The organism is Bacillus sp. EB106-08-02-XG196 (assembly GCF_013396335.1).
Classification (GTDB): Bacteria; Bacillota; Bacilli; order Bacillales; family Cytobacillaceae; genus Neobacillus.
Window position 1 is genome coordinate 69774 of the sequence record NZ_JABWSY010000018.1, and the last position, 20939, is coordinate 90712.

Here is a 20939-nt window from a genome sequence, read left to right on the forward strand (position 1 = left end):
GTCAATGAAAGAAAAGTTATCACCCTTTCAAGCATCGATTTTGATTTATTTAATCCAGTCTGGTGTTACATTATTTTCTTTACCCCGCCTTGTTGCCGAAGCCTTTGGGACCAACGGGTGGATTGGACTTATCATTATTTCTTTTATTGTAAATCTCAATCTTATTCTCATTTGGCTCGTCTTTAAATTAAGTAAAGGGAAGTCAATGTTTGGAATCATAGCCATTTTTCCAAAGTGGATAACACTGCCATTTTGCTTGTTTATTGCCTTAGTATGGATGCTATTAGGAGTATTTGTCATGGTTAAGTTTTCAATGATCCTTAAAATGTTGTTTTACCAAAATGTGTCCCTTATTTACTTCCTTTCAATGGGCTTTATATTAATATATATGTTGTTAAGAAAAGAGCTCTATCAAATTGCAAAAGCAACGGTTGTTTTATTTTATTTCACCGTTTGGACTGTTTTTTTATTAGCTTTCCACCTGCCAGAATTTAGCTTTATCCGGCTAACTCCATTTATTTTTAAAGGTGAAACAGATGTGCTGAATGGTGGGATGTCTATTTTTACAGCCCTATTAGGCTATGAACTATCCATTTTATTTATCCATATGATCGAGAGAAAACGATTAATATCACTCTTAGCAGGAAATACAATTACATCACTTATATATTTTGGAGTGACCTTCGTCAGTTTTGGTTTTTTCAGTTTTGAGCAGTTGTTAAGGGAAATGTACCCGGTAGTAACCTTGTTGGGGTATATCTCTTTTCCTGTCCTTGAAAGGGTAGAAAATTTTACTTTTTCAGTTTTTGGTTTAAAGGTACTAATGACGACCGTCATGTACTTATGGGGTGCAAAAGAACTATTGCAATACCAATTTAAAAGGATAAAATCTGATTTTATTCTTATTGGCATATTAATAATAGGTTTCTTTGTGTCTTTTATACCAAAGGTTATCAAAGACGTAGAACAATGGTTATTGTATATTACCTATGCTGCTTCTGCAATTGCATTTTTAGTACCAATATTTTTATTACTAACGGTATTACTCACGAAAAAAATGAACAGGAACCCAGCCAATGAATAAGCTATTTGGAGTTTTAATCATCACTTTACTAACTGGCTGTGCCGAGCAACGGATAATAGATGATTTAGCACTTATAAATGCGGTAGGCTATGATCTCACGGAGAACGAAAGTAATCCCTTAAAATTAACGGTTACTTTCCCAATCATAACAAAAGACGGCAAATATGATCGAAAAACAATCCTGGTGGAAGGAAAATCAAGTAAGGATGCTAGGGAAAAAGTAAGATTTAAGACTAATTTTAAACTAGAGAGCGGCCAGGTTCGTGTTTCCATGTTTGGGCAGAAATTGGCTAAAGATGGGATGCTGCCTTATTTACATTCCCTAGTTCGTGATCCAAGTATCGGTACTCGATTAAAGTTGGCTTTAGCTGAAGGGGAAGCAAGTGAAGTTCTCATGCTGCAGATAAAAAACGAAGGACAAAATGCAACATACCTAGAGCAGTTTTTAACAAAATTGAATAGAGAAAATTTTAGAACAAATTATAATATCTATCAATTTATTAGAGATTATTATGATGACGGAATAGACCCAATTCTGCCAGTCTTTAAAATTGAGAAAAATAACATTGCCTATAATGGTATTGGCTTATTCCACGAGGATAAACTTGTTGAAATACTTAAGCCCTCTGAAGCCCGATATCTTTTCCTTTTTCGAGAAGAAATGCAAAAAGGTGTTTTTGTCGAACAAATCGATGTAGGAGAGGAAGGTGAAGCCTCAATCATGCTTAATTACGAGCTAAATAATCACCGTATTGAAGTGCCCGCAACAAGAAAGAAGGCATCTATATATATAGAATTAATAGGGGATGTTATAGAATATACGGGGAAAGAGGACATTTCCGATCCAAAAATACAAAAAAAAATTGAAAACATTATTACTAAGAAAATTAATCAGGAAGGAAAGGAACTGATATTAAAATTGCAGAAACTCCAGGTAGACCCTCTTGGAATTAATCGATATGTACGTAATAAAATGACATTCCATGAATGGAAAGCATTAAATCAGTATCAAGCCTACCAGGAAATGAACATAAATGTCGAAGCTAATGTTATCTTAAACGGTTCAGGAAAGTGGAAGTAGGGAGGGGATAGAAAAATAATCCACCAAGAGAGTGGATTATTTTTTTTCTAATGAGTTTACATATTCGTGAACCATCTCAACGGTAACATTTTTTCTAAGTGAAATGATTCGTAAATTAATTCTGTTCATTTTATTTGTTACTTCATTTATCTTGTCTGTTGTAAAAGGTTTCCCTTGTTTACATAATTCAACAGCTTCTTCAATATATTGTTCACGCAGATCATCCAAAGCTTGAAACTCCTGGTAACTCTGATTTTGATTTTTCGCATGTTTAATTAAGTCTTTATGTACACTCATGTTTTCACTCCTCAAATGTTAACTGTTTTTATCATATCATAATTCAAAAGGATGGAGGACTTCAGTTTTTTATTCAAGAACTCATTTCATTTTAGCAATTTCCTCGGTCACAACAAACGCAAGGTCATCGTTTCCAAACAATGCTAAGACACCAAGTAGTGTTTCGTCGCCAATTTCTCCAGCTTCATCTTTTGAAACCACTAATTCCATTGCATCTTTTAAAGCCATGTTAGCAGCCTGATTAGGGTATGCACGCAAATACAATTCCTCAGGATTTAAATCATGATTGATGCACCATTGTGCAAATACGAGAATCATCATTTTTTCCTCGCCTTGATAGTTCTGAATTATTTTTTCTTCTAATTCTTTATTATTCATTAAAAAAACTCCTTTAATATCAACATAAATATATTATAAAGGAATTACATGATTAACAGAAAGGAATTTCAAAAGATTGAAGGGAAGAGTCTGATATAGAAAACAAAAGACAAGGATTGATAAATAATGAAGTAATTTAATCATTTTACTTAATTACGTAAAATATAAATTTGACGTAATTATAGTGATTTAGTAAAATATAGTAGTGAGGTGATTTTATGGTAAACCAGTCAAAACAAGAAAATTTTAAAAAGCTGCAGTCCCTCTTATCCGACTTGCCCTGGTATGTTGATGAATATATCAATCATAAATTACGAAAGCTTTCAACGGCCTCTTTGTTTAATTACTGCCATGATTACAAAATCTTTTTTAATTGGATGATCAGTGAGCAATTATTTATTGGAGCTCCAAAAGATATTCCATTAAATCGATTAGAGCAAATGACAGTTATTGAGGTTGAAAGTTTTTTAAATTTCCTGCATTACGAACTGAATAATAAAGAATTAACGATTAATCGGAAGTTATCAGCACTGAAGTCCCTATTTAATTATCTCCAGAACATTGCCGAAACCCCTGATTTAAAGCCTTATATGAACCGTAATGTAATGGCGAAAATTGAATTTAATGAAGTAAAAGACAGCATGGAAACAAAAGCTGCTAAAATGGAAGGCAAAATTCTTCTTGGTGATGAATACGAAAAGTTTCGTTTATTTGTAGCAAATGATTATAGTGAATTGAATAAAGAAAACAAAAAACTATATAACTTTCATCAATTAAATAAAGAACGTGATACGGCAATTGTTTCATTAATCTTAGGCTCGGGACTTCGTCTGTCAGAGTTAATTGGCATTGAATTAGATGATATTGACTACAAAAAGTACTGTGTAAGAGTAATAAGAAAAGGAAATAAAGAGCAATTCGTGTTCTTTAGCCAGGTTGCTATGGCTGATCTGCAAGCATATCTATCTGTTAGAACAGTTAAGTACCAAGTTGATAAGAATAATAAAGCTTTATTTATCGCAGCACCAATAGGCCCAAAAGGAAAATCGCGAAGACTTTCCGCACGAGCAGTTGAAAAATTAATAGAAAAGTATGCAGCTGCATTTGGTAAACCGTCGTTATCAGTACATAAACTAAGACATTCATTTGCAACAAGATATCACGCTGAAATTAACGATGTACCAAAATTACGAAGGCAATTAGGGCATTCATCCATTCAAACCACGATGATTTACACCCATATTAAGAATGACGATTTAAAAATTGCCGTCGATAAAATGGATATGCCGAAAGAACAATCATAACAAAGTCAGCAGTATTAGCTGCTGACTTTTTCAATTTTTTCTAGTTTACATAATATTATTATGGTAACAAATTTCAATTATATCTCAAATCCCAAGTATACTTAAGTTAATGAGACGGAATGAAAATTTAAGTTTAAAAATTTATTACGAATCCCTTTTTGCCATTTCCAGCTCTAGCCGCCTGTTCGTGAGCTCTTTTTAAAAACTCATCATAACCCCAAAAGGTACAAAAAAAACACAGGTTTCCCTGTGTCATTTGTGTTATAAACGAGTATTTAAGATTTTTTGCCCCCCTGCTCTGCTTACTTTTCTTCATTACTCTGCACATTCGTGGTATTGAGATTCCATTTATTATCACCATATTTCCATATTGACTCCACAAAAGCAATCGTATCGGCATTTGCAAGCCCTGTAATTCTTTGTACTCCATTTAATACAACTTCGCCTGTAGCTAATTTAACTGGCTTTAACGTATGAAATGAATTTACGGTTAATTCCGTTGGTTCATTTAATCGTCCTTTATAATAAAGTCCTAGTTTTTTATAATATTTTTTTCGATCCTTTAAATCAAATTCATAGGTTTTACCTGTTTGCATAATGGTTATTTTCGCCTTATAGCCATTTTCAAAGGTACTGGCCATTTCTAATGGTTCTGGAACCTTTAATTCTTTTTTCAAATTATCCTTCAATGTATATAAATAATTCAGAGTTATGCCTCCGCTTCCCCCTGTTAATACATTTGAAAATAAATCTTTCACTCCATCCTGGTTAAGATCAACCAGCTTTAAAGATGCTTTCGATCCACTTTCTAGTGGAATTCTGTACTGTTTTTCATCCGTAGTAGATATATCAATATAAATCTCTTTTAAATAATCTTCTTCACCTTGATAAGGAACACCTATTAACTGAATACTTTCATTGGTTCCATCTCCAGTGATGTCAGATTCATGTTTTGAAATGGTAACTGTTTTAGCTTTTTCTTCGAAGGCATGAACACCGGTTATGGCAGTAACAGACATGAGAAAAAATGCAGCAGCAACGAGTAGTAATTCTTTTTTCATTCTTTTCCCCTCCAAAATCTGATACAGGTAGTATGCCCTATTTTTGGAAAAAACATGAAAAAGACTCCCGATATTTAGGGAGTCTTTGATAATAATTTTATTCTTGCGTTTTTGTTGGACCTTCTACCTTCCAAATGGTTGTTACTTTTCCATTATCGTTTTCATCAAGGACAAAAGATCCGTTAGAATAACGATCATTAAAGCGAATTTCAGATGTTACGATCGTTTCCGTGTGGCCTTTTTCGGTTTGAATGAAGACTGTATCTTCGTCATTCGCAACGACAAAACCAACTACACGATGAGGATTTGCTTTTAATTCTCGTAAAATAACAACGCCGCGCTTAGCTCGTGTTGCTTTTTCAAATTCCTTCAGCTTCATTCGCTTCATAGAACCACGTTGAGTGGTGATGACAATGGATTCCTTAGTGTCAGGAGAAAGTACCTTCCCGCCGACAACAACATCCCCATCCTTCAAATTAATACCTTTTACACCGGCAGCACGGACGCCGACAATACTAATTTCTTCTTCGTGGAACCAAAGTGCATAGCCAAAATTAGATATTAAGAATAATTCTTTTGTTCCATCGGTTAGATGAACATCAATGACTTGATCATCATCCTTAAGATTGACACTTACTAATGGCTTCGAATATCGCTGTGCCTTATATTGCTTAAGCTCTGTTTTCTTGACCATTCCATTTTTTGTGACAAATACCAGATAAGCATCAATCTCAAAATCTTTTACCGGAATAGCATGAATAATATCTTCGTTCCGTTCGATCGGAATGATATTGGCAACATGCTGTCCAATGTCCTTCCAGCGGATATCTGGAAGTTCATGGACAGGACAGTATAAGTAATTCCCTTTATTCGTAAACAACAAGACTACATCCTTGGTGTTCACATCCAGCTGAGCTAATAACCGGTCAGAGTCCTTCATCGCTAAGTCTTGTCCATTTGAAGCAGCGTAAGAACGCTGGCTTGTACGTTTAATATAGCCTTCTTTTGTAACTGTTACGATGACATCCTCGCTTGGTACAGTAACTTCAAGGTTTATTTTCAATTCTTCTATCTCAGCTTCTATTTTAGAACGACGAGCGTCAGCAAATCGCTTTTTGACGTCTTTTAATTCTTTTTTAATAACCGATAATAGTTTTTTTTCACTTAATAAAATGGCAGTCCATTCTGCAATTTTATTAGCCAATTCTTCCGCTTCATTTTGAAGTGCGGTAATATCGGTATTGGTTAAACGATAGAGCTGTAAAGAAACGATGGCTTCCGCTTGAGCTTCAGTGAATGCGAATTTGGAAATCAAATTATCTTTAGCATCACGTTTATCTTTTGATGCACGGATTGTCGCAATCACTTCGTCAAGGATGGATAAGGCCTTCATTAATCCTTCAACGATATGTTGACGTTCATTTGCTTTGTCTAGCTCATATTTTGTTCTTCTAACCACAACTTCTTTTTGGTGCTCAATATAAGCGTCCAACAATTCACGAATTCCTAATAATTTTGGACGTTTTTTTGCAATAGCAACCATATTAAAATTGTATGTGACTTGCAAATCGCTATTTTTATAAAGATAGTTCAGGACACCATTTGCATCTGAATCTTTCTTCAATTCAATGACAATTCGTAGGCCAGTTCTGTCTGTTTCATCACGAACCTCTGATATTCCCTCGACTTTTCTGTCGAGACGAAATTCATCGATTCGCTTAACTAAATTTGCTTTATTGACCTCGTACGGAATCTCCGTCACGACAATTTGCTGCTTTCCGCCGCGTAAATCCTCAATCTCTGCTTTACTGCGAACAATGATTTTCCCTTTACCAGTTTCATAGGCCTTTTTAATACCTTCAATCCCTTGAATGATACCTCCAGTGGGAAAATCCGGTCCCTTAATGAGGGTCATTATTTCATCAACGGTTGAATCTGGATTATCCATTCGCATGATGACGCCGTCAATGACTTCTCCGAGATTGTGTGGTGGAATATCGGTTGCGTACCCAGCAGATATCCCTGTTGACCCGTTTACCAACAAATTTGGAAACATGGCTGGTAATACGGTAGGTTCCTTTGAAGTATCATCGAAGTTAGGAATAAAATCGACTGTTTGCTTTTCAATATCACGAAGCAGCTCTGCAGCAATGGCAGATAAACGTGCCTCCGTATAACGCATCGCAGCAGGAGGATCTCCGTCCATACTTCCGTTGTTTCCATGCATTTGGACGAGGACATTCCTAACCTTCCAGTCCTGGCTCATCCGCACCATTGCCTCATAAACCGATGAATCACCGTGTGGGTGATAGTTACCAATTACATTACCTACTGTTTTTGCTGATTTACGGAAGCCCTTTTCATGTGTATTACCTTCCACGTGCATCGCATACAGTATTCTGCGTTGTACTGGTTTTAAGCCATCCCTTGCATCTGGTAAGGCACGTTCTTGAATAATATACTTACTATATCTGCCAAAACGATCGCCAATTACATCCTCTAAAGGTAAGTCACGGAATATCTCATTTGAGCTCATTCTTCAGATTCCTCCTCAGCGACCGTAATATTTTCATTTTCCAAAATACTATCATCTTCCTCTAAACCAAAGGCCACATTGCTTTCAATCCATTTACGGCGAGGGTCAACTTTATCACCCATTAGAGTAGTGATTCGTCGCTCTGCTCTTGCCGCGTCATCTATTTTCACACGTATTAATGTCCGTGTCTCTGGATTCATCGTTGTATCCCAAAGCTGGTCGGCATTCATCTCGCCAAGACCTTTATAGCGCTGGATCATATAGCCTCTGCCAACTTTTTTAATTGCACCCTGAAGTTCATCATCGCTCCAGGCATATTCGATAATTTCTTTTTTACCCGATCCTTTACTCACTTTATACAAAGGTGGAAGCGCGATAAATACTTTACCTGCTTCAATAAGTGGTCTCATATACCGATAGAAAAAGGTTAACAGTAACACTTGAATATGCGCCCCGTCTGTATCGGCATCCGTCATGATAATGACTTTATCATAATTCACATCTTCTAAATTAAAATCAGAACCTACTCCAGCCCCAACGGTATGAATAATCGTATTGATTTCTTCATTTTTAAAAATATCGGCCAGCTTCGCTTTTTCAGTATTAATGACCTTACCACGCAGTGGAAGTACAGCTTGGAAGCGTCGGTCACGGCCTTGTTTTGCAGAACCGCCTGCGGAGTCACCCTCAACTAAGTAAATCTCATTCTTTTGCGGGTTTCTTGATTGAGCAGGTGTAAGCTTTCCTGATAATAGAGCGTCCGAACGCTTCCGTTTTTTACCGCTTCTAGCGTCCTCACGTGCTTTTCTTGCTGCTTCTCGGGCTTGGTAAGCTTTAATCGACTTTTTAATCAATAACGAGCTAATGTCTGGATTTTCCTCAAGGAAATACGTAAGGTGTTCAGAAACCACTGCGTCTACAGCCGATCTAGCTTCACTCGTTCCTAATTTCCCCTTGGTCTGACCCTCGAACTGTAATAACTGCTCAGGAATTCGGATAGAAATAATCGCGGATAATCCTTCACGAATATCTGCACCCTCAAGATTCTTTTCCTTTTCTTTTAGAAGGGAAACCTTTCGGGCGTACTCATTGAAAATACGAGTCATTGCCGTTTTCGTACCTACTTCATGCGTTCCGCCGTCTTTCGTACGGACATTGTTTACAAATGAAAGCATGTTCTCTGAATAGCCATCATTAAATTGAAAAGCATATTCCACTTCAATCCCATTGTGGCTTCCTTCAAAACTAATGACCGGATGAAGGACATCTTTTTCCTCATTTAAGTAAGTGACAAAGGCTTCTATTCCATTTTCATAATGAAAAACCTCATGAAAGTCATTTCGGTCATCGATGATTTCAATCTTTAACCCTTTTAAAAGAAAGGCCGATTCTCTTAACCTCTCACATAATGTTTCAAAATTATAAGTGGTCGTGGAAAAGATGGTCGGGTCCGGTTTAAAGTGAATCGTTGTACCTGATTGATTCGTTTTCCCGATTTTCTCTAAGGTTGTGACCGGTTTACCCCCATTTTCAAAGCGTTGTTCGTAAACAAAACCATCTCTTTTTATCGTTACAGTTAACCATTCGGATAATGCATTCACGACTGAGGCACCAACACCATGTAAACCACCGCTGGTTTTGTAACCGCCTTGACCAAATTTACCCCCAGCATGGAGGACTGTTAAAATGACTTCAGGAGTTGGTTTCCCCATTTTATGCATTCCCGTCGGCATTCCGCGTCCTTTATCCATTACACTTATTGAATTATCTTTATGAATTTTTACAATGATTTGGTCCCCGAATCCTCCGAGAGCTTCATCGACAGAGTTGTCAACTATCTCATATACAAGATGGTGTAATCCGCGTGTATCAGTGCTCCCGATGTACATTCCTGGTCGCTTCCTGACGGCCTCCAGTCCCTCTAGTACCTGTATGGCATCATCATTATATTCAAAAGCTTTCTGATTACTTGCCACTAAAATACCCCTTTCATTCCCTACAAAAGAAAAAACACTTTCTACTTGCTATCTTTATGAGTAATTTTTATCATTCGTGTAAAAGTTGTTTCCATAATTTAGAACGAATGTTTGCCGCTTTAATTGTACCACATGTTTTCAGCGTCTATGCTTTATTTTAGCGATTTATTTCGATTTGGCAAATGTCTAATTTAAAACAACATAATTATGTAACAGTATTTTTAGTCAAGAAAAGAAAAAAACTGCTAATTTTTTAGCAGCTTTTTTCCAGCAAATGATTATTTTGTTAAAGCATGTGCCACTTTTATACAAAGATCCATAATCACTGTATATCCTTTTTCTTTCAAAAACTCATATGCCTCTTCATTTACTAAGCCCTGCTGTGCCCAAAAAACATCAGCATCGATTTCATCGAATTCTTTTGCTACATCAAACAATTGTTCTGAACGGCGGAAAACATTGACAATATCTATGTGTCCTTCAATGTCTTTTAAAGAAGCAACCGCTTTCACGCCTAGTACTTCATCAACACTTGGATTCACAGGAATAATATCATAACCTGCTTTTTGCATCACCTCTGACACCATATAAGAGGTTCTGTCTGGTTTATTACTTAAACCAACAACAGCGATACGTTTAGATTTTTTTAAAATTGCTCCTATTTCCTCTAATGATGGATTTTCGACTGGCATTAAATACACTTCCTTTATTTCCTTAATTTTACTATCCACTCTAACTATAACATAATTAGATTGTTTACAAAAAATAATAGCTCCCGAGAGGTCGGAAGCTTTATTATTAAAGTGCTGCATTATTTTCGGAAGAAAATTTTGGAATAGAAAGACTAAATCTTGCTCCATCCTCAGTATTTTCAACCTTTACCAAACCATTCATCTTTTCAATAATCATTTTCGTTATATATAGGCCATTACCAGTTCCATGCTCATTAGTGGTGAAATTGGGTTCGAATAACCTTGAGATTTGTGCAGAATCGATACAACCTGCATTATCAGTAAACTTCACAACTATAAGATCCTCTTTCGTGCAAATCTGTATTTTCATTTTTCGACTTTGGATATGATTCCTATCAAAAGCTTCTCTTGCGCTTGTTAAAATATGTAATACAATTTGACTGAATTCACTGGGAACTCCGTAGGCAATTTGCAGGCCGCGATATTCGAAATCTACATGAATATCTTGGTTCCTAAGGATAGAGAAAAAAACTGACAGCGCTTCTTCAATTGAATCTGAAACAGAAAAAGGACATTTTTCTTTGTTCGTCTGATAGAGCTTTCGAACATCATAATTAGTTCGTGACATACTTTCACCCCTTTTATATAACTTAGATAAATATAAGAAATCCGATCAGTCCACAGTTGACTTGATCGGTGTTTAATGACATTTTCTAAAAGTTTATAATTAAATTATATTTCGGGATAGCAAATCTTTTCAATCGGTATTGAAAGGGTTTGAAAATTCTCCATATATTTGTAATAAATTAGACTCTAATTGTTCTTATCTTAGACAGAATATTATTTTAAATAAAAACAAAAAGAAATAGACCAGCCATGCCGGTCTATTTCTGTGTTAATGCTTTATTAGGGTCCATATTTATTGCTGTCCAAGCAGTCTGATCACCGAAATTTCTAGACCAGGAAGCTACTCCAGCTAGCTGGTAAGTAGAAGCAAGGTTTGCGCGTTTAGATAGTGATAATTCATCCTCCATCCAAACTTTATAGGTAGCCTTCTCATCCTCCGCATAATACTCTACATAGTTTTGACCGCTTTCTTCATCATAAACAGGCTGCAGGCCTTTCTCAGCAAGCCATTCTTTCACCTTCATCATGGACAAAGCCTGAGAACTAACCTCCTTCGTCCCGTCAGCATTTTGTTGTTCCTTCCAAAGCCTGGTGTATAATGGCACACCTAGAATAAGCTTCTCTTTTGGAACCTCAGTCAACAAGTTTTGTAGATTTTTCTCCACCCAAGGGAGACTTGAAACACTTCCAGATACCGGGGATGAACCAGAATGCTCGTCATAAGCCATAATAATCAGATAATCTACAATACTAGCGAGCTTACTTCTTTCATAGAAAGAAGACCAGTTATTATTTTCGCCTGCATAAAAAGTTATGTCCATTGAAACGACTAACCCTGCTTCGTGTAAGTAAGGTGTTGCTTCCCTCATGAATTGAGTGACTAAGTGCCCGTCTTCCTGCTTTACATTTTCTATATCAAAGTTAATTCCCTGTAATTGGTACATTTGACTGAAATGAAGCAGCTGAACGATAATCTTTTGCCGCGTTTCAAAATCTTTTAATGCCTCATGTGTGAGCACTGGGTCAAACGAATTCGAAAATAACCCCCATACCTGATAACCCCTTGACTGTGCCCATTTACTATATTCTAATGAAGCTAAATTTTTTATGCTTCCATCGTTTCCAGTTAAGGAAAACCAAGTTGGTGACACTACATTCAAACCCAGCATATCAGGAATTAGCGTATGATCTGGATTTTTGGTATAAACGGCTTCCCATGTTAATTGAATCGGCCCATTAATTTTAGGAATTTCTAATGCTTCATTTTTCTGTGAGATTGTAATCGTAACTTCTTTGTTTCTCTTAACATATTTCTTGTGGATGTACCCACTTAATCCATTTTCTTTTCTCACTAAATAATAATCCTGTTCCTCGGACTCTATCATGACGATTTCTTGTTTAGACATTTCCGCAGTATACGGTGACTGTAATGATGGCTCTGTTCGTAATCTCAATTTTTCAGGGTGAACATCTTCTGACGTTATTTCTCCTTGTATATAATGATCACCATCTTTTTGTACCCAAACCGCACCCGTATCTTCTAAAACTGTATATTGGATAGGATAATAGGAAAGCAGGGGATCGATTGCCACAAATATTTGACCTTCCTTTGAAATAATCGGTGAGACCTGCAAATCTACTGGTTTTTGATTTACAAAAAAAGTTAAGGAATCTGTAGGCATTTGAATGACTTTGTCTGTTGTCGTAATGATGATGGACTTAGATTTTTCATCAAAAATAATAGAATGATCTATGTGCTCTTGCATAAATGTAAGTGGGAGAAAGATAGAATTCCCCTCTAGTAGTGCATTTCCCTTTTGAGTTCCTTCAAAAAGGATTGGATTTTTTTCGGTAAAATAAGTTAATCTTTCCTTAGAGGCAAACGGATATAATAAAAAAAGAATAGGAGATGCAATCATTAAAATTGCGATCATCAATCCTCCCAGGATCCATTTTGGTGATAATGATTTCTTCTTACGGTATTCAATTTGTTCCAAAGTTCTTCCCCCTCACATCTATCGTACGGTATTAAATAAAAATTGAGAAGGAATTTTTTTAGCACTTTTTGAATTAGTTAAAAGCGGTAGTAGTGTTTTTTCACCATTACATGGTAAAATAACAGGACATGCATTATTTATAGAAGGAGAAATCGTTGATGGTTCAAATTATTTTAGTCTTGATACTAGCCTATCTGCTAGGATCCATTCCGTCAGGTTTAATCATTGGGAAAGTTTTTTATAAAACAGATATACGTGAGCATGGAAGTGGAAATTTAGGGGGAACCAATACTTTTCGAACCTTAGGAGTAAAAGCTGGTCTAGCTGTTACTGTGGCTGATATCCTAAAAGGGACTTTAGCGGCATCCTTACCTGTACTGTTTGGACTTGATGAAATCAATCCTTTACTCGCTGGTGTTTTTGCTGTTATTGGACACACTTATCCCATCTTTGCTGGATTCAGAGGCGGCAAAGCAGTAGCAACATCTGGCGGCGTATTATTGTTTTGTGCACCACTTATGTTTTTAACTATTTTCGTTGTCTTTTTTGCCAGTCTTTACATTACTAAATATGTATCATTATCATCCATGCTTGCTGGCATTTGTGCTGTGATTTATGCTGCAATTGATGGAGACCTTCCCCTTCTTATTGCAGTAATACTTTTGGCCTCTTTTGTCATTTATCGACACCGTGCTAATATTAAGCGAATCATGAATAAAACGGAACCTAAAATTAAATGGCTTTAAGGAATCTTAAATGGTTCCTTAAAGCCATTTTTCATGAAAATTTCATATTTCCAGTCATTTTCTTTCCTTATTTTAATGTAAAATAAAGGTAAAGGTACTCAAGGAGGGGATTTTATGTCTGATCTTAATCAAACCTATATGTTTTCAACGGACGTTTCAGACGCCGCATATCAAGAATTTGTGGTTGAATTTTATCAGTGTTTAATGGATGATCTCCCAGAAAAATTTCCATACAAGGTAACAAGGAATTTTGATGAGCTAATTGATTTTTTTGAAGAAATGGATGAATAAACAGCAGAAAAAACGGAGTTCCGCTTTTCGAAACTCCGTTTTTATATTTTTAATAATTTAAATGAGTATTTTCCCAGAACATCCTCTACATAATCAAGTTTAGTATGGTCAAAGTAAACATAATCCTGTTCATGAATGAGAATATTTAGCCCTTCAAATTCAAATAGAAGATCACCAGTAATTTTCCGCTCTTCCAGAGACAGATTTAGTTTGGGACCTCCTCAGCCAATCCCCATGCTCAACCGAACGAGTAGTTCCTCATTTGGAGATTGCTTTTCCCTCAGGATAATTCCTTCCAATATGCTGCGGGCACTCTCCGTAATCTTGAACAAACCTATCACATCCTTAATATTTTTTCATAAATTGCAGGAAAAAGTCGAAAAATAGCACATAATTATATTATAGTATTGGTAGAATGGTTGAAAATATTTTGCCTCAAAACAGATTAGTAAGGAGAAGCTATGAAAAAGAAAGCCATTATTTCGTCTGTTATGATCATTTCTATGTGTATTCTTGTTGCTGCTGTACTCCTAATTGAACAGCGTAATAAACAGAATGCAACAGAAAAAAAACACCCTGCAAAGGAACATATACAGAGATTGCAGCCTGTTATGAGCAGGACTCTGACAGAAAGGATTACTGTAGGTGCCATCGGCGACATTTTGATTCATGATACCGTTTATCAGGATGCGTATAATGGAACGCAGTATAATTTCAACCCTATCTTCGAACATGTTAAAACCTTATTGGAATCACCGGATGTTCTAACAGCTAATCAAGAGAGTATGTTAGGTGGAGTTGACATAGGTGTATCAAGTTACCCGACGTTTAATAGTCCACATGAGGTCGCAGATGCTCTCGTTCATTCGGGGGTTGATATTGTTTCAATCGCTAACAACCATACGTTAGACAAAGGAGAAAGAGGAATTCTTTCTGCTGTCGATTATTTAAATAGTATTGGACTCCCCCATGTTGGAAGCTTTCTAAATCAAGAGGACCGCAAAAAGTTAAGAATCATACATAAAAATGGTATAAAATTAGCATTTCTATCTTATACCTATGGAACAAATGGAATACCCATTCCAGATGGCAAGGACTTTCTAGTTAATCTTATCAATCGAGATCTTATGAATGATGAAATTGCGCGGGCTAAGAAGGAAGCAGATGTTGTGATTATGAGTATCCATTGGGGTAATGAATACCAGCGAATTCCGACCAATGAGCAAAAGGATTTGGCAAATTTCCTTGCGAACGAAGGAGTAGATATCATTTTTGGTTCTCATCCCCATGTCCTTCAGCCTATGGAATGGATTAATACTGAAGATGGCGGAAAGTCATTGGTTATATATTCATTGGGTAACTTTATCTCAGGACAAGTAAGAGACTATAAAGATATTGGCGGCATGGCAACGGTTGAAATCACGAAACATATTACGAATACAGGGAAAACAATTGAATTAACAAATCCGGCTTTTTATCCTACCTATGTTTCAAGCCAAGGTAGTAAAAATTATCAAGTCGTACCATTAGAAAATGCAGGTTCCTTTGGATTGCAAAATGCTGCTGCTAAATACCAGGAAATTAAAGACCATATGACCCAATGGCTCCGTTAATACGGGGTCATTAACCCGTTTTAATTGGAAGGAAGTTTCAAATGAAACAATTTAACTATCAAGGATATATATTATCAATATTGTTTATCGTTTTAATTTGTTTCTTCACAAGAGGCTACTATAGTCTATTTACTTGGTTTCTCCTTGGCCTATTCCTATTGCTCGCTTTCCTGAAGGAAGAAAATCGTTTATTTGCATGGGTGATGATTTCCTTTTTTGGTGGAAATCTAATTCTCTTTTATACTGATAAATTTATTGAAGGGTATCAATACATTCCATTCTATAGGGTAATTATAAACCAGGTATTGTTCCTTATCCCTATCCTATCTATATGTTATGTTATCAAGCAATTCAATAAAAAAATTAGCTTCTTTTTTAATAAACCAGAGGTAAATAACACCAATAAGCCTATTTATATTATTTTGTTACTTCTTTCTGTCGGTGTCACTTTCATATTTATTAATAATAGTGGATCAGATTTAAACATGTTCCTTTCTCTTTTCACATTCTCTCTTATTCATGCTTCTCTACAGGAAGTGATGTGGCGAGGTATTCTGTTATCACAATTAATTAAGATAACAAATGAAACATCTGCTATTCTATTTACAAGTATTACCTTTGCGATGAATACAACTATATTTGGATTTTCTACTGCGGTTGTTCTGTTATATCTCATTTTAGGGTTCTTATTTGCACTTTTAACCATTAAATATAATAGCATTTTGCCATCTATTTTTGCTCATTCATTTGTATTATTTTTCTTTTACCTAAATGACTGGCTTCAACTTCCTTTATAAGCAACATCATCGATAATTGTCTTTGCTTTATTATATAATAACACCATAGGTATTTTGAAAGGAGCAATAAATGAAAATCCAAATCAGCAGTGATGCAGCAGCGTGGTACAAACAAGAACTAAATCTTAAAACCGATGATTTTGTCCGTTTCTATGTACGATACGGCGGATGCAGTACCGTACAAAGTGGGTTTTCACTTGGTATATCAAATGACGAACCCGTTGATATTGGAGCAAAAACAACCGAAGACGGAATTACTTTTTATATTGAAGAAAAAGACTTATGGTACTTTGATGACCATGATTTAGTCATTGAGTATCATGCAAAATATGAAGAGCCTGTTTTAGATTATAAAAAAGCATAATCAAAAAAATAAGCACACATGAATGATGGTACTTTCATGTGTGCTTATTCTATTGCCTGCTCTCCAGCTGTTGAACAACAAATTCGCATATTTCATGTGTCTGCAAGGAATCCCTGGCAGTAACAGATGGAAAGCAGTTAGTTCCTACCGCATTAATAAACTCTTTAACAATCTGTTCAAATCCTCTTTTAAATAGGGTAGAATCCCAATTGTTAAAAGAAAGTGCGATTTCCTTATGATCACGATAAATCGTTAATTTATCTAAATCATGGACAATTCTTTTCTCGTTAGGTCCCATTACTTCTAATCTTTCTTCTACTGCCCCGCTGTCTCGGTTCATAATCGCGATACCTGTCATGTCCTTAGAAATAAATTGAACAACTACATGGTAAAGCATCCCATTATCTACTCTTCCATTAACGATTGTTTCTTGGATATCGCCTTTCATAATGTACCGTACCGTATCTAAGACGTGGATAAAATCATCATAGACAAATGAGCGAATATCGCTGGGCAGTGCGTGGCGGTTTTTTTGCAAAATAACCATATTTGGTTGAGCAATTTCTGTCATTGCTTGATAAAATGGGGCAAACCGTCTGTTAAATCCAGTCATTAAGATAAGACCTTTTCTCTCGGCAAGTTCCACGAGTTCCTTGGTTGATCCCAAGTGGTTGGTTATAGGTTTATCGATATAGACATGGATACCATTCTCTAAGAGCTCTCTTACAATTTGCTCATGAGATTCCGTTGACGAATGGACAAATGCTCCTTTTATTCCACTTTCTATTAGTGAAGTAAGACTTGAATGAATGTGTGGAAATCGGTATTGATTACTTATTTCCGTTAAAACGTCAGTGTTTCTTGTGAAAAGATAGAATTCCACATCAGCTTGCTTACTAAGAACAGGCAAATAAGCTTTTTTCGCTATATCCCCAAGACCGATGACTCCTAACTTTAACATGGTTTCATCTCCCTGCTATCACCAAATATGGTGATGTAATCCTTCTTTACCTAGTATTTCTTTTTGTCTTGCTCCAATTAAATCAAAATGGGAATAACCGTCACGGCGGTGATGAATCCATTCTTTTTGTAACCCATATTTTCTTCCCCATTCAGCAAGTTTTTCAAGGTCAAGGCAGCCTACCTTAGTAACGGTGTTACAACCTGGAAAGCGATCATCCAGCCAATAATGGGTTAAGAATGCGATTTCACCCTCATCAATTTTTTGTTTCCATTCTATTACTTCCTGTCTTTTGATTCCAAATGCCATATCATCACCCCAAAACTCTTACGGTTACTTCTTCTTTATTTCTTCATACTTCAAGTACCATTCAGGAAACGCCTTCTTGAATGCAATCGGTCTAAAATTATCTTTTTTGACAACAATATGTGTCGAAGTGCCTTGTGCACACACTTCCTCATCTCCATTTATGATGGAATACCCATATACTGTTTTTAGCCCGTCATTTTTTTCAATCCACGTCTTTACAATGCCTCTATCACCGTAGCGTAACGGTTTTTTATAGGTAGCTTGGATGTCATATACTGGCGCGAAATATCCTGCATTCTCCATATCCACATAACTATAACCAAGATCCTCAATCAGCCCGCTTCTCCCTAGTTCAAAATACTTTAAATAGTTGGCATGATAAATGACGCCCATCATGTCCGTATCTGCATATAAAAGTTGAATTTCTCTTGTGGAAATAAATACATTGTCCATTTCTTTATTCCTCTTCCCTAATCAAATGAAATTTAGTAAGCGCCTTTGCCACATCTTCACTTTCAATATGGATGGCCTTTTCTAATAAATCCTCTTCCTCTGTTACGCCCATAAGCCTCATTGCTTGTGCTTGAATCATTTCATCAGCCAAATTAGTAGCAAATCTTCCGTTCCCCTTGAAGGTATGATTTTCAATACTTTGTTTCAAAAGAGCCCTTGCCCCTTCACTTAATTGGTATTGGAAGCTTTCAACGTAGGTCTCGATAATTGCCAGAAGCTCCTTAGCTGAATAGTCAGGAAACAGGAAGAATTTCTTAAATCTCGAACGTAACCCAGGGTTACTCTCTAATAACCGGTCCATTTCATTTGGGTAACCTGCAAGGACCACAACAAGATTTTCATTATGCTTGGTCATTTCATCAACAAGAGTGTCGACTACTTCCTTACCAAAATCACCTGCTGTTTGGCTTAAGAGTGAATAGGCTTCATCAATAAATAATACTCCGCCAAGAGCCTCGCGGATCTTTTTCTTTGTTTTGCCTGCTGTTTGACCCACATAACCTGCCACGAAATCAGCTCTGCTCGCTACAATCAAATGGCCTCTTTTTAACATTCCGCATTCACGGAGGAGCTCTGCATATATTTTAGCTACTGTGGTTTTACCAGTGCCTGGATTTCCAGTGAAAACGGAATGAAGCTGAATTGGTACGGCTGGAAGCCTTTTTTCTTTTCTAAACTGCTGCATTTTAACAAAGGAAACCAGTGTCTCTAATTCACCTTTTAGTTCGCTCAAGCCAATTAATCGCTCTAATTTCTCAAACGGAGATTCTCGATTTTCAATCTGTTCTTTTTCAAAATCCTCTTTATCTAGAAGCGTGTAAGCAAGAATATCCTCAATTGATTGCGGATGATCTGATCCCTTTTTAAAAATGGCATCTAACACAATATTGCGAACGGATCGCGCATTACCGAAAGTATCATCCACCCGTTCTTGATCAAGGCGATGGTTAATTTCATTCTTGGCTTCTTCCGTAAGAATATAATCGTTTTCTGAGGCAATTTTTTCAGCAATCGATATTAATTCCCTATTGGAATAATTAGGTAAATGAATGAGGTTAGATTGAGGAAACCGGCTTCTTAATCCTGGATTTGCATCTAAAAAAATACGCATTTCATCAGGATATCCCGCCATAATGACGGCAAACTTCCCACCGTATTCCTTTCCCGTCATTAATGAAACAAGGGTATCAACCGCTGTTTGTCCATAATCATTTCCAGTTTGCCCTTCCCGTTTTAAACTATAGGCTTCATCAATGAACAGAACCCCGCCAATCGCTTTCTCCACAACCGCGCGTACGTTTTCCTCTGTTTGACCTACAAAAGCTCCTACGAGCTGTGATCTGTCGGTCTCAATCACCTCAGGGCGAGGCAGCACCTCAAGCTCATGATAGATTTTAGCTAATAAACGGGCGATGGTTGTTTTCCCTGTTCCTGGATTTCCTGTCAGCACCATATTAAGACTTAATTCATCCTTCGTTTGGAACCCAAGCTCTTTTCGATTCTTTTGGTATTTTAGAAACTGGTAAAAATCATTGACGCGCTTTTTTACGATGTCCATCCCGATCATTTCATTTAATTGATCCAAGGCATTTTCTGAATCCTGTTGGACGTTTTCTTCGACAATAAAGAGATGTTGCCAGTCTTTTTTGATTTCTTCGAGGCTGGACAAATGTATTTTTATATCCTCATAATAGGTTGCAGTATGAAAAACACCCTTAATCGATTCATCATATTCCTCAGCAGCCTTTAAAAGGTTTCCGTTAACTTCGATTGCAGCAGTAAGTAAATCAGCGAGTTTTTTATATTGAAGAGAAAGTGGTTCGTTTCTCATTTCCTCAGCAAGATGTCTCTTCTCGGTAAGGTCCTCTACATGATCATCTGCTTCTGCTAAGAAGGTTTTGCAAATTTGTATGTATTGTTCAGCAACTTTTTTCTTTGCTGTTCGATTATCGGTTTCTCTTATTGCAGGGAAATCTAGGATATCTAAAATGTCTTTTTTCTTTTTCCAATCTTTTTGAATGAAATAGGATTTTGCCATCTGATTCTCTGGATGTATTTCTAATGCTTTTTGTAACCAGGTAAAAGCTAATGTATCTTGGTTCCTGCGGGCAAGTCGCGAAAATGCGACCATTGTTAACATTCTTGATAAAAGTACGGGGTTTGATTGGCTTCGTATAGCGGTTAACAGCTCATGTTCATTGGCAATAAACCCATGTTCCTTCAGTTCTGTTTCCCACTGAATAATCTTTTCGGTCTGGTTAATGGGTGGACTGGTTTGTTGTCGTATCATAGGATCACTTCTTCTTCAAAAT

20 protein-coding genes are annotated in these 20939 nt (G+C 36.5%); 8 read left to right on the forward strand and 12 right to left on the reverse strand.

The genetic code is table 11. The annotated features are described in order from the left end of the window. Positions 1-4: 4 nt before the first annotated feature. Both MLOOGBEN_RS23905 and MLOOGBEN_RS23910 read left to right on the forward strand, forming a co-directional pair. On the forward strand, positions 5-1084 hold the full coding sequence (locus MLOOGBEN_RS23905; RefSeq protein WP_256989260.1) for a spore germination protein: 1080 nt from the start codon (positions 5-7) through the stop codon (positions 1082-1084). Continuing rightward, positions 1077-2165 (forward strand): Ger(x)C family spore germination protein, encoded by a 1089-nt coding sequence (locus MLOOGBEN_RS23910; protein ID WP_179160792.1) that lies wholly within the window; start codon positions 1077-1079, stop codon positions 2163-2165. Before MLOOGBEN_RS23905 ends, MLOOGBEN_RS23910 begins: the two co-directional genes overlap by 8 nt. 36 nt (positions 2166-2201) lie before the next feature. Here the strand turns inward: MLOOGBEN_RS23910 and MLOOGBEN_RS23915 are convergent, their stop codons facing one another. Continuing rightward, complete coding sequence (locus MLOOGBEN_RS23915; protein WP_179160793.1) at positions 2202-2462, reverse strand: DUF2533 family protein; 261 nt, start codon at positions 2460-2462, stop codon at positions 2202-2204. An 81-nt stretch (positions 2463-2543) separates the two neighbouring features. After that, a complete protein-coding gene (locus MLOOGBEN_RS23920) occupies positions 2544-2840 on the reverse strand; it encodes a hypothetical protein (protein ID WP_179160794.1) in 297 nt (98 codons plus the stop codon). Positions 2841-3058: 218 nt separating this feature from the next. Here MLOOGBEN_RS23920 and xerS point away from each other — a divergent pair, with 218 nt between their 5' ends. Beyond that, entirely contained in the window at positions 3059-4144 is a 1086-nt protein-coding gene (gene xerS / locus MLOOGBEN_RS23925) for a tyrosine recombinase XerS (RefSeq protein WP_179160795.1), read from the forward strand. Between the two features lie 302 nt (positions 4145-4446). On the opposite strand, the gene MLOOGBEN_RS23930 is transcribed toward xerS, so the two are convergent. From MLOOGBEN_RS23930 to MLOOGBEN_RS23955, 6 genes are all read right to left on the reverse strand, one after another. Then, positions 4447-5205: a hypothetical protein gene (locus MLOOGBEN_RS23930; protein WP_179160796.1), complete on the reverse strand. Its 759-nt coding sequence runs from the start codon at positions 5203-5205 to the stop codon at positions 4447-4449. A gap of 97 nt (positions 5206-5302) precedes the next feature. Then, complete coding sequence (gene parC / locus MLOOGBEN_RS23935; protein WP_179160797.1) at positions 5303-7741, reverse strand: DNA topoisomerase IV subunit A; 2439 nt, start codon at positions 7739-7741, stop codon at positions 5303-5305. Then, positions 7738-9717 (reverse strand): DNA topoisomerase IV subunit B, encoded by a 1980-nt coding sequence (parE, locus tag MLOOGBEN_RS23940; RefSeq protein WP_179160798.1) that lies wholly within the window; start codon positions 9715-9717, stop codon positions 7738-7740. The genes parC and parE overlap by 4 nt, the downstream gene beginning before the upstream one ends. Positions 9718-9995: 278 nt before the next feature. Continuing rightward, positions 9996-10409, reverse strand: a complete 414-nt coding sequence (locus tag MLOOGBEN_RS23945; RefSeq protein ID WP_179160858.1) for a CoA-binding protein — start codon at positions 10407-10409, stop codon at positions 9996-9998. Positions 10410-10515: 106 nt separating this feature from the next. Next, positions 10516-11037 (reverse strand): sensor histidine kinase, encoded by a 522-nt coding sequence (locus MLOOGBEN_RS23950; protein WP_179160799.1) that lies wholly within the window; start codon positions 11035-11037, stop codon positions 10516-10518. Positions 11038-11293: 256 nt separating this feature from the next. Further along, the gene (locus MLOOGBEN_RS23955) at positions 11294-13033 is read right to left on the reverse strand and encodes a glycosyl hydrolase family 18 protein (RefSeq protein ID WP_179160800.1); all 1740 of its coding nucleotides are present in this window, start codon (positions 13031-13033) and stop codon (positions 11294-11296) included. 158 nt (positions 13034-13191) lie between these two features. Between MLOOGBEN_RS23955 and plsY the strand changes: the two genes are divergently transcribed. The 5 genes from plsY to MLOOGBEN_RS23980 all read left to right on the forward strand — a co-directional run bounded on the left by plsY (position 13192) and on the right by MLOOGBEN_RS23980 (position 16844). Continuing rightward, entirely contained in the window at positions 13192-13779 is a 588-nt protein-coding gene (gene plsY / locus MLOOGBEN_RS23960) for a glycerol-3-phosphate 1-O-acyltransferase PlsY (RefSeq protein ID WP_179160801.1), read from the forward strand. Positions 13780-13893: 114 nt separating this feature from the next. Next, a complete protein-coding gene (locus tag MLOOGBEN_RS23965; protein WP_179160802.1) occupies positions 13894-14070 on the forward strand; it encodes a hypothetical protein in 177 nt (58 codons plus the stop codon). A 461-nt stretch (positions 14071-14531) separates the two neighbouring features. After that, on the forward strand, positions 14532-15683 hold the full coding sequence (locus MLOOGBEN_RS23970; protein ID WP_179160803.1) for a CapA family protein: 1152 nt from the start codon (positions 14532-14534) through the stop codon (positions 15681-15683). Between the two features lie 41 nt (positions 15684-15724). Then, positions 15725-16480, forward strand: a complete 756-nt coding sequence (locus tag MLOOGBEN_RS23975; RefSeq protein ID WP_179160804.1) for a CPBP family intramembrane glutamic endopeptidase — start codon at positions 15725-15727, stop codon at positions 16478-16480. Between the two features lie 70 nt (positions 16481-16550). Next, positions 16551-16844 (forward strand): HesB/YadR/YfhF family protein, encoded by a 294-nt coding sequence (locus MLOOGBEN_RS23980; protein WP_179160805.1) that lies wholly within the window; start codon positions 16551-16553, stop codon positions 16842-16844. A gap of 49 nt (positions 16845-16893) precedes the next feature. Here MLOOGBEN_RS23980 and MLOOGBEN_RS23985 read toward each other — a convergent pair whose 3' ends face one another. The 4 genes from MLOOGBEN_RS23985 to MLOOGBEN_RS24000 are packed head-to-tail and all read right to left on the reverse strand — an operon-like array spanning position 16894 to position 20917. Then, entirely contained in the window at positions 16894-17805 is a 912-nt protein-coding gene (locus tag MLOOGBEN_RS23985; RefSeq protein ID WP_179160806.1) for a Gfo/Idh/MocA family protein, read from the reverse strand. Positions 17806-17823: 18 nt separating this feature from the next. Further along, positions 17824-18114, reverse strand: coding sequence for a hypothetical protein (locus MLOOGBEN_RS23990; RefSeq protein ID WP_179160807.1), 291 nt, complete (start codon positions 18112-18114; stop codon positions 17824-17826). Positions 18115-18138: 24 nt separating this feature from the next. Next, complete coding sequence (locus MLOOGBEN_RS23995) at positions 18139-18567, reverse strand: acyl-CoA thioesterase (RefSeq protein ID WP_179160808.1); 429 nt, start codon at positions 18565-18567, stop codon at positions 18139-18141. Between the two features lie 4 nt (positions 18568-18571). Then, positions 18572-20917 carry an AAA family ATPase gene (locus tag MLOOGBEN_RS24000; RefSeq protein ID WP_179160809.1) on the reverse strand — a complete coding sequence of 782 codons (2346 nt, stop codon included), beginning with the start codon at positions 20915-20917 and terminating at the stop codon, positions 18572-18574. Positions 20918-20939 lie beyond the last annotated feature (22 nt).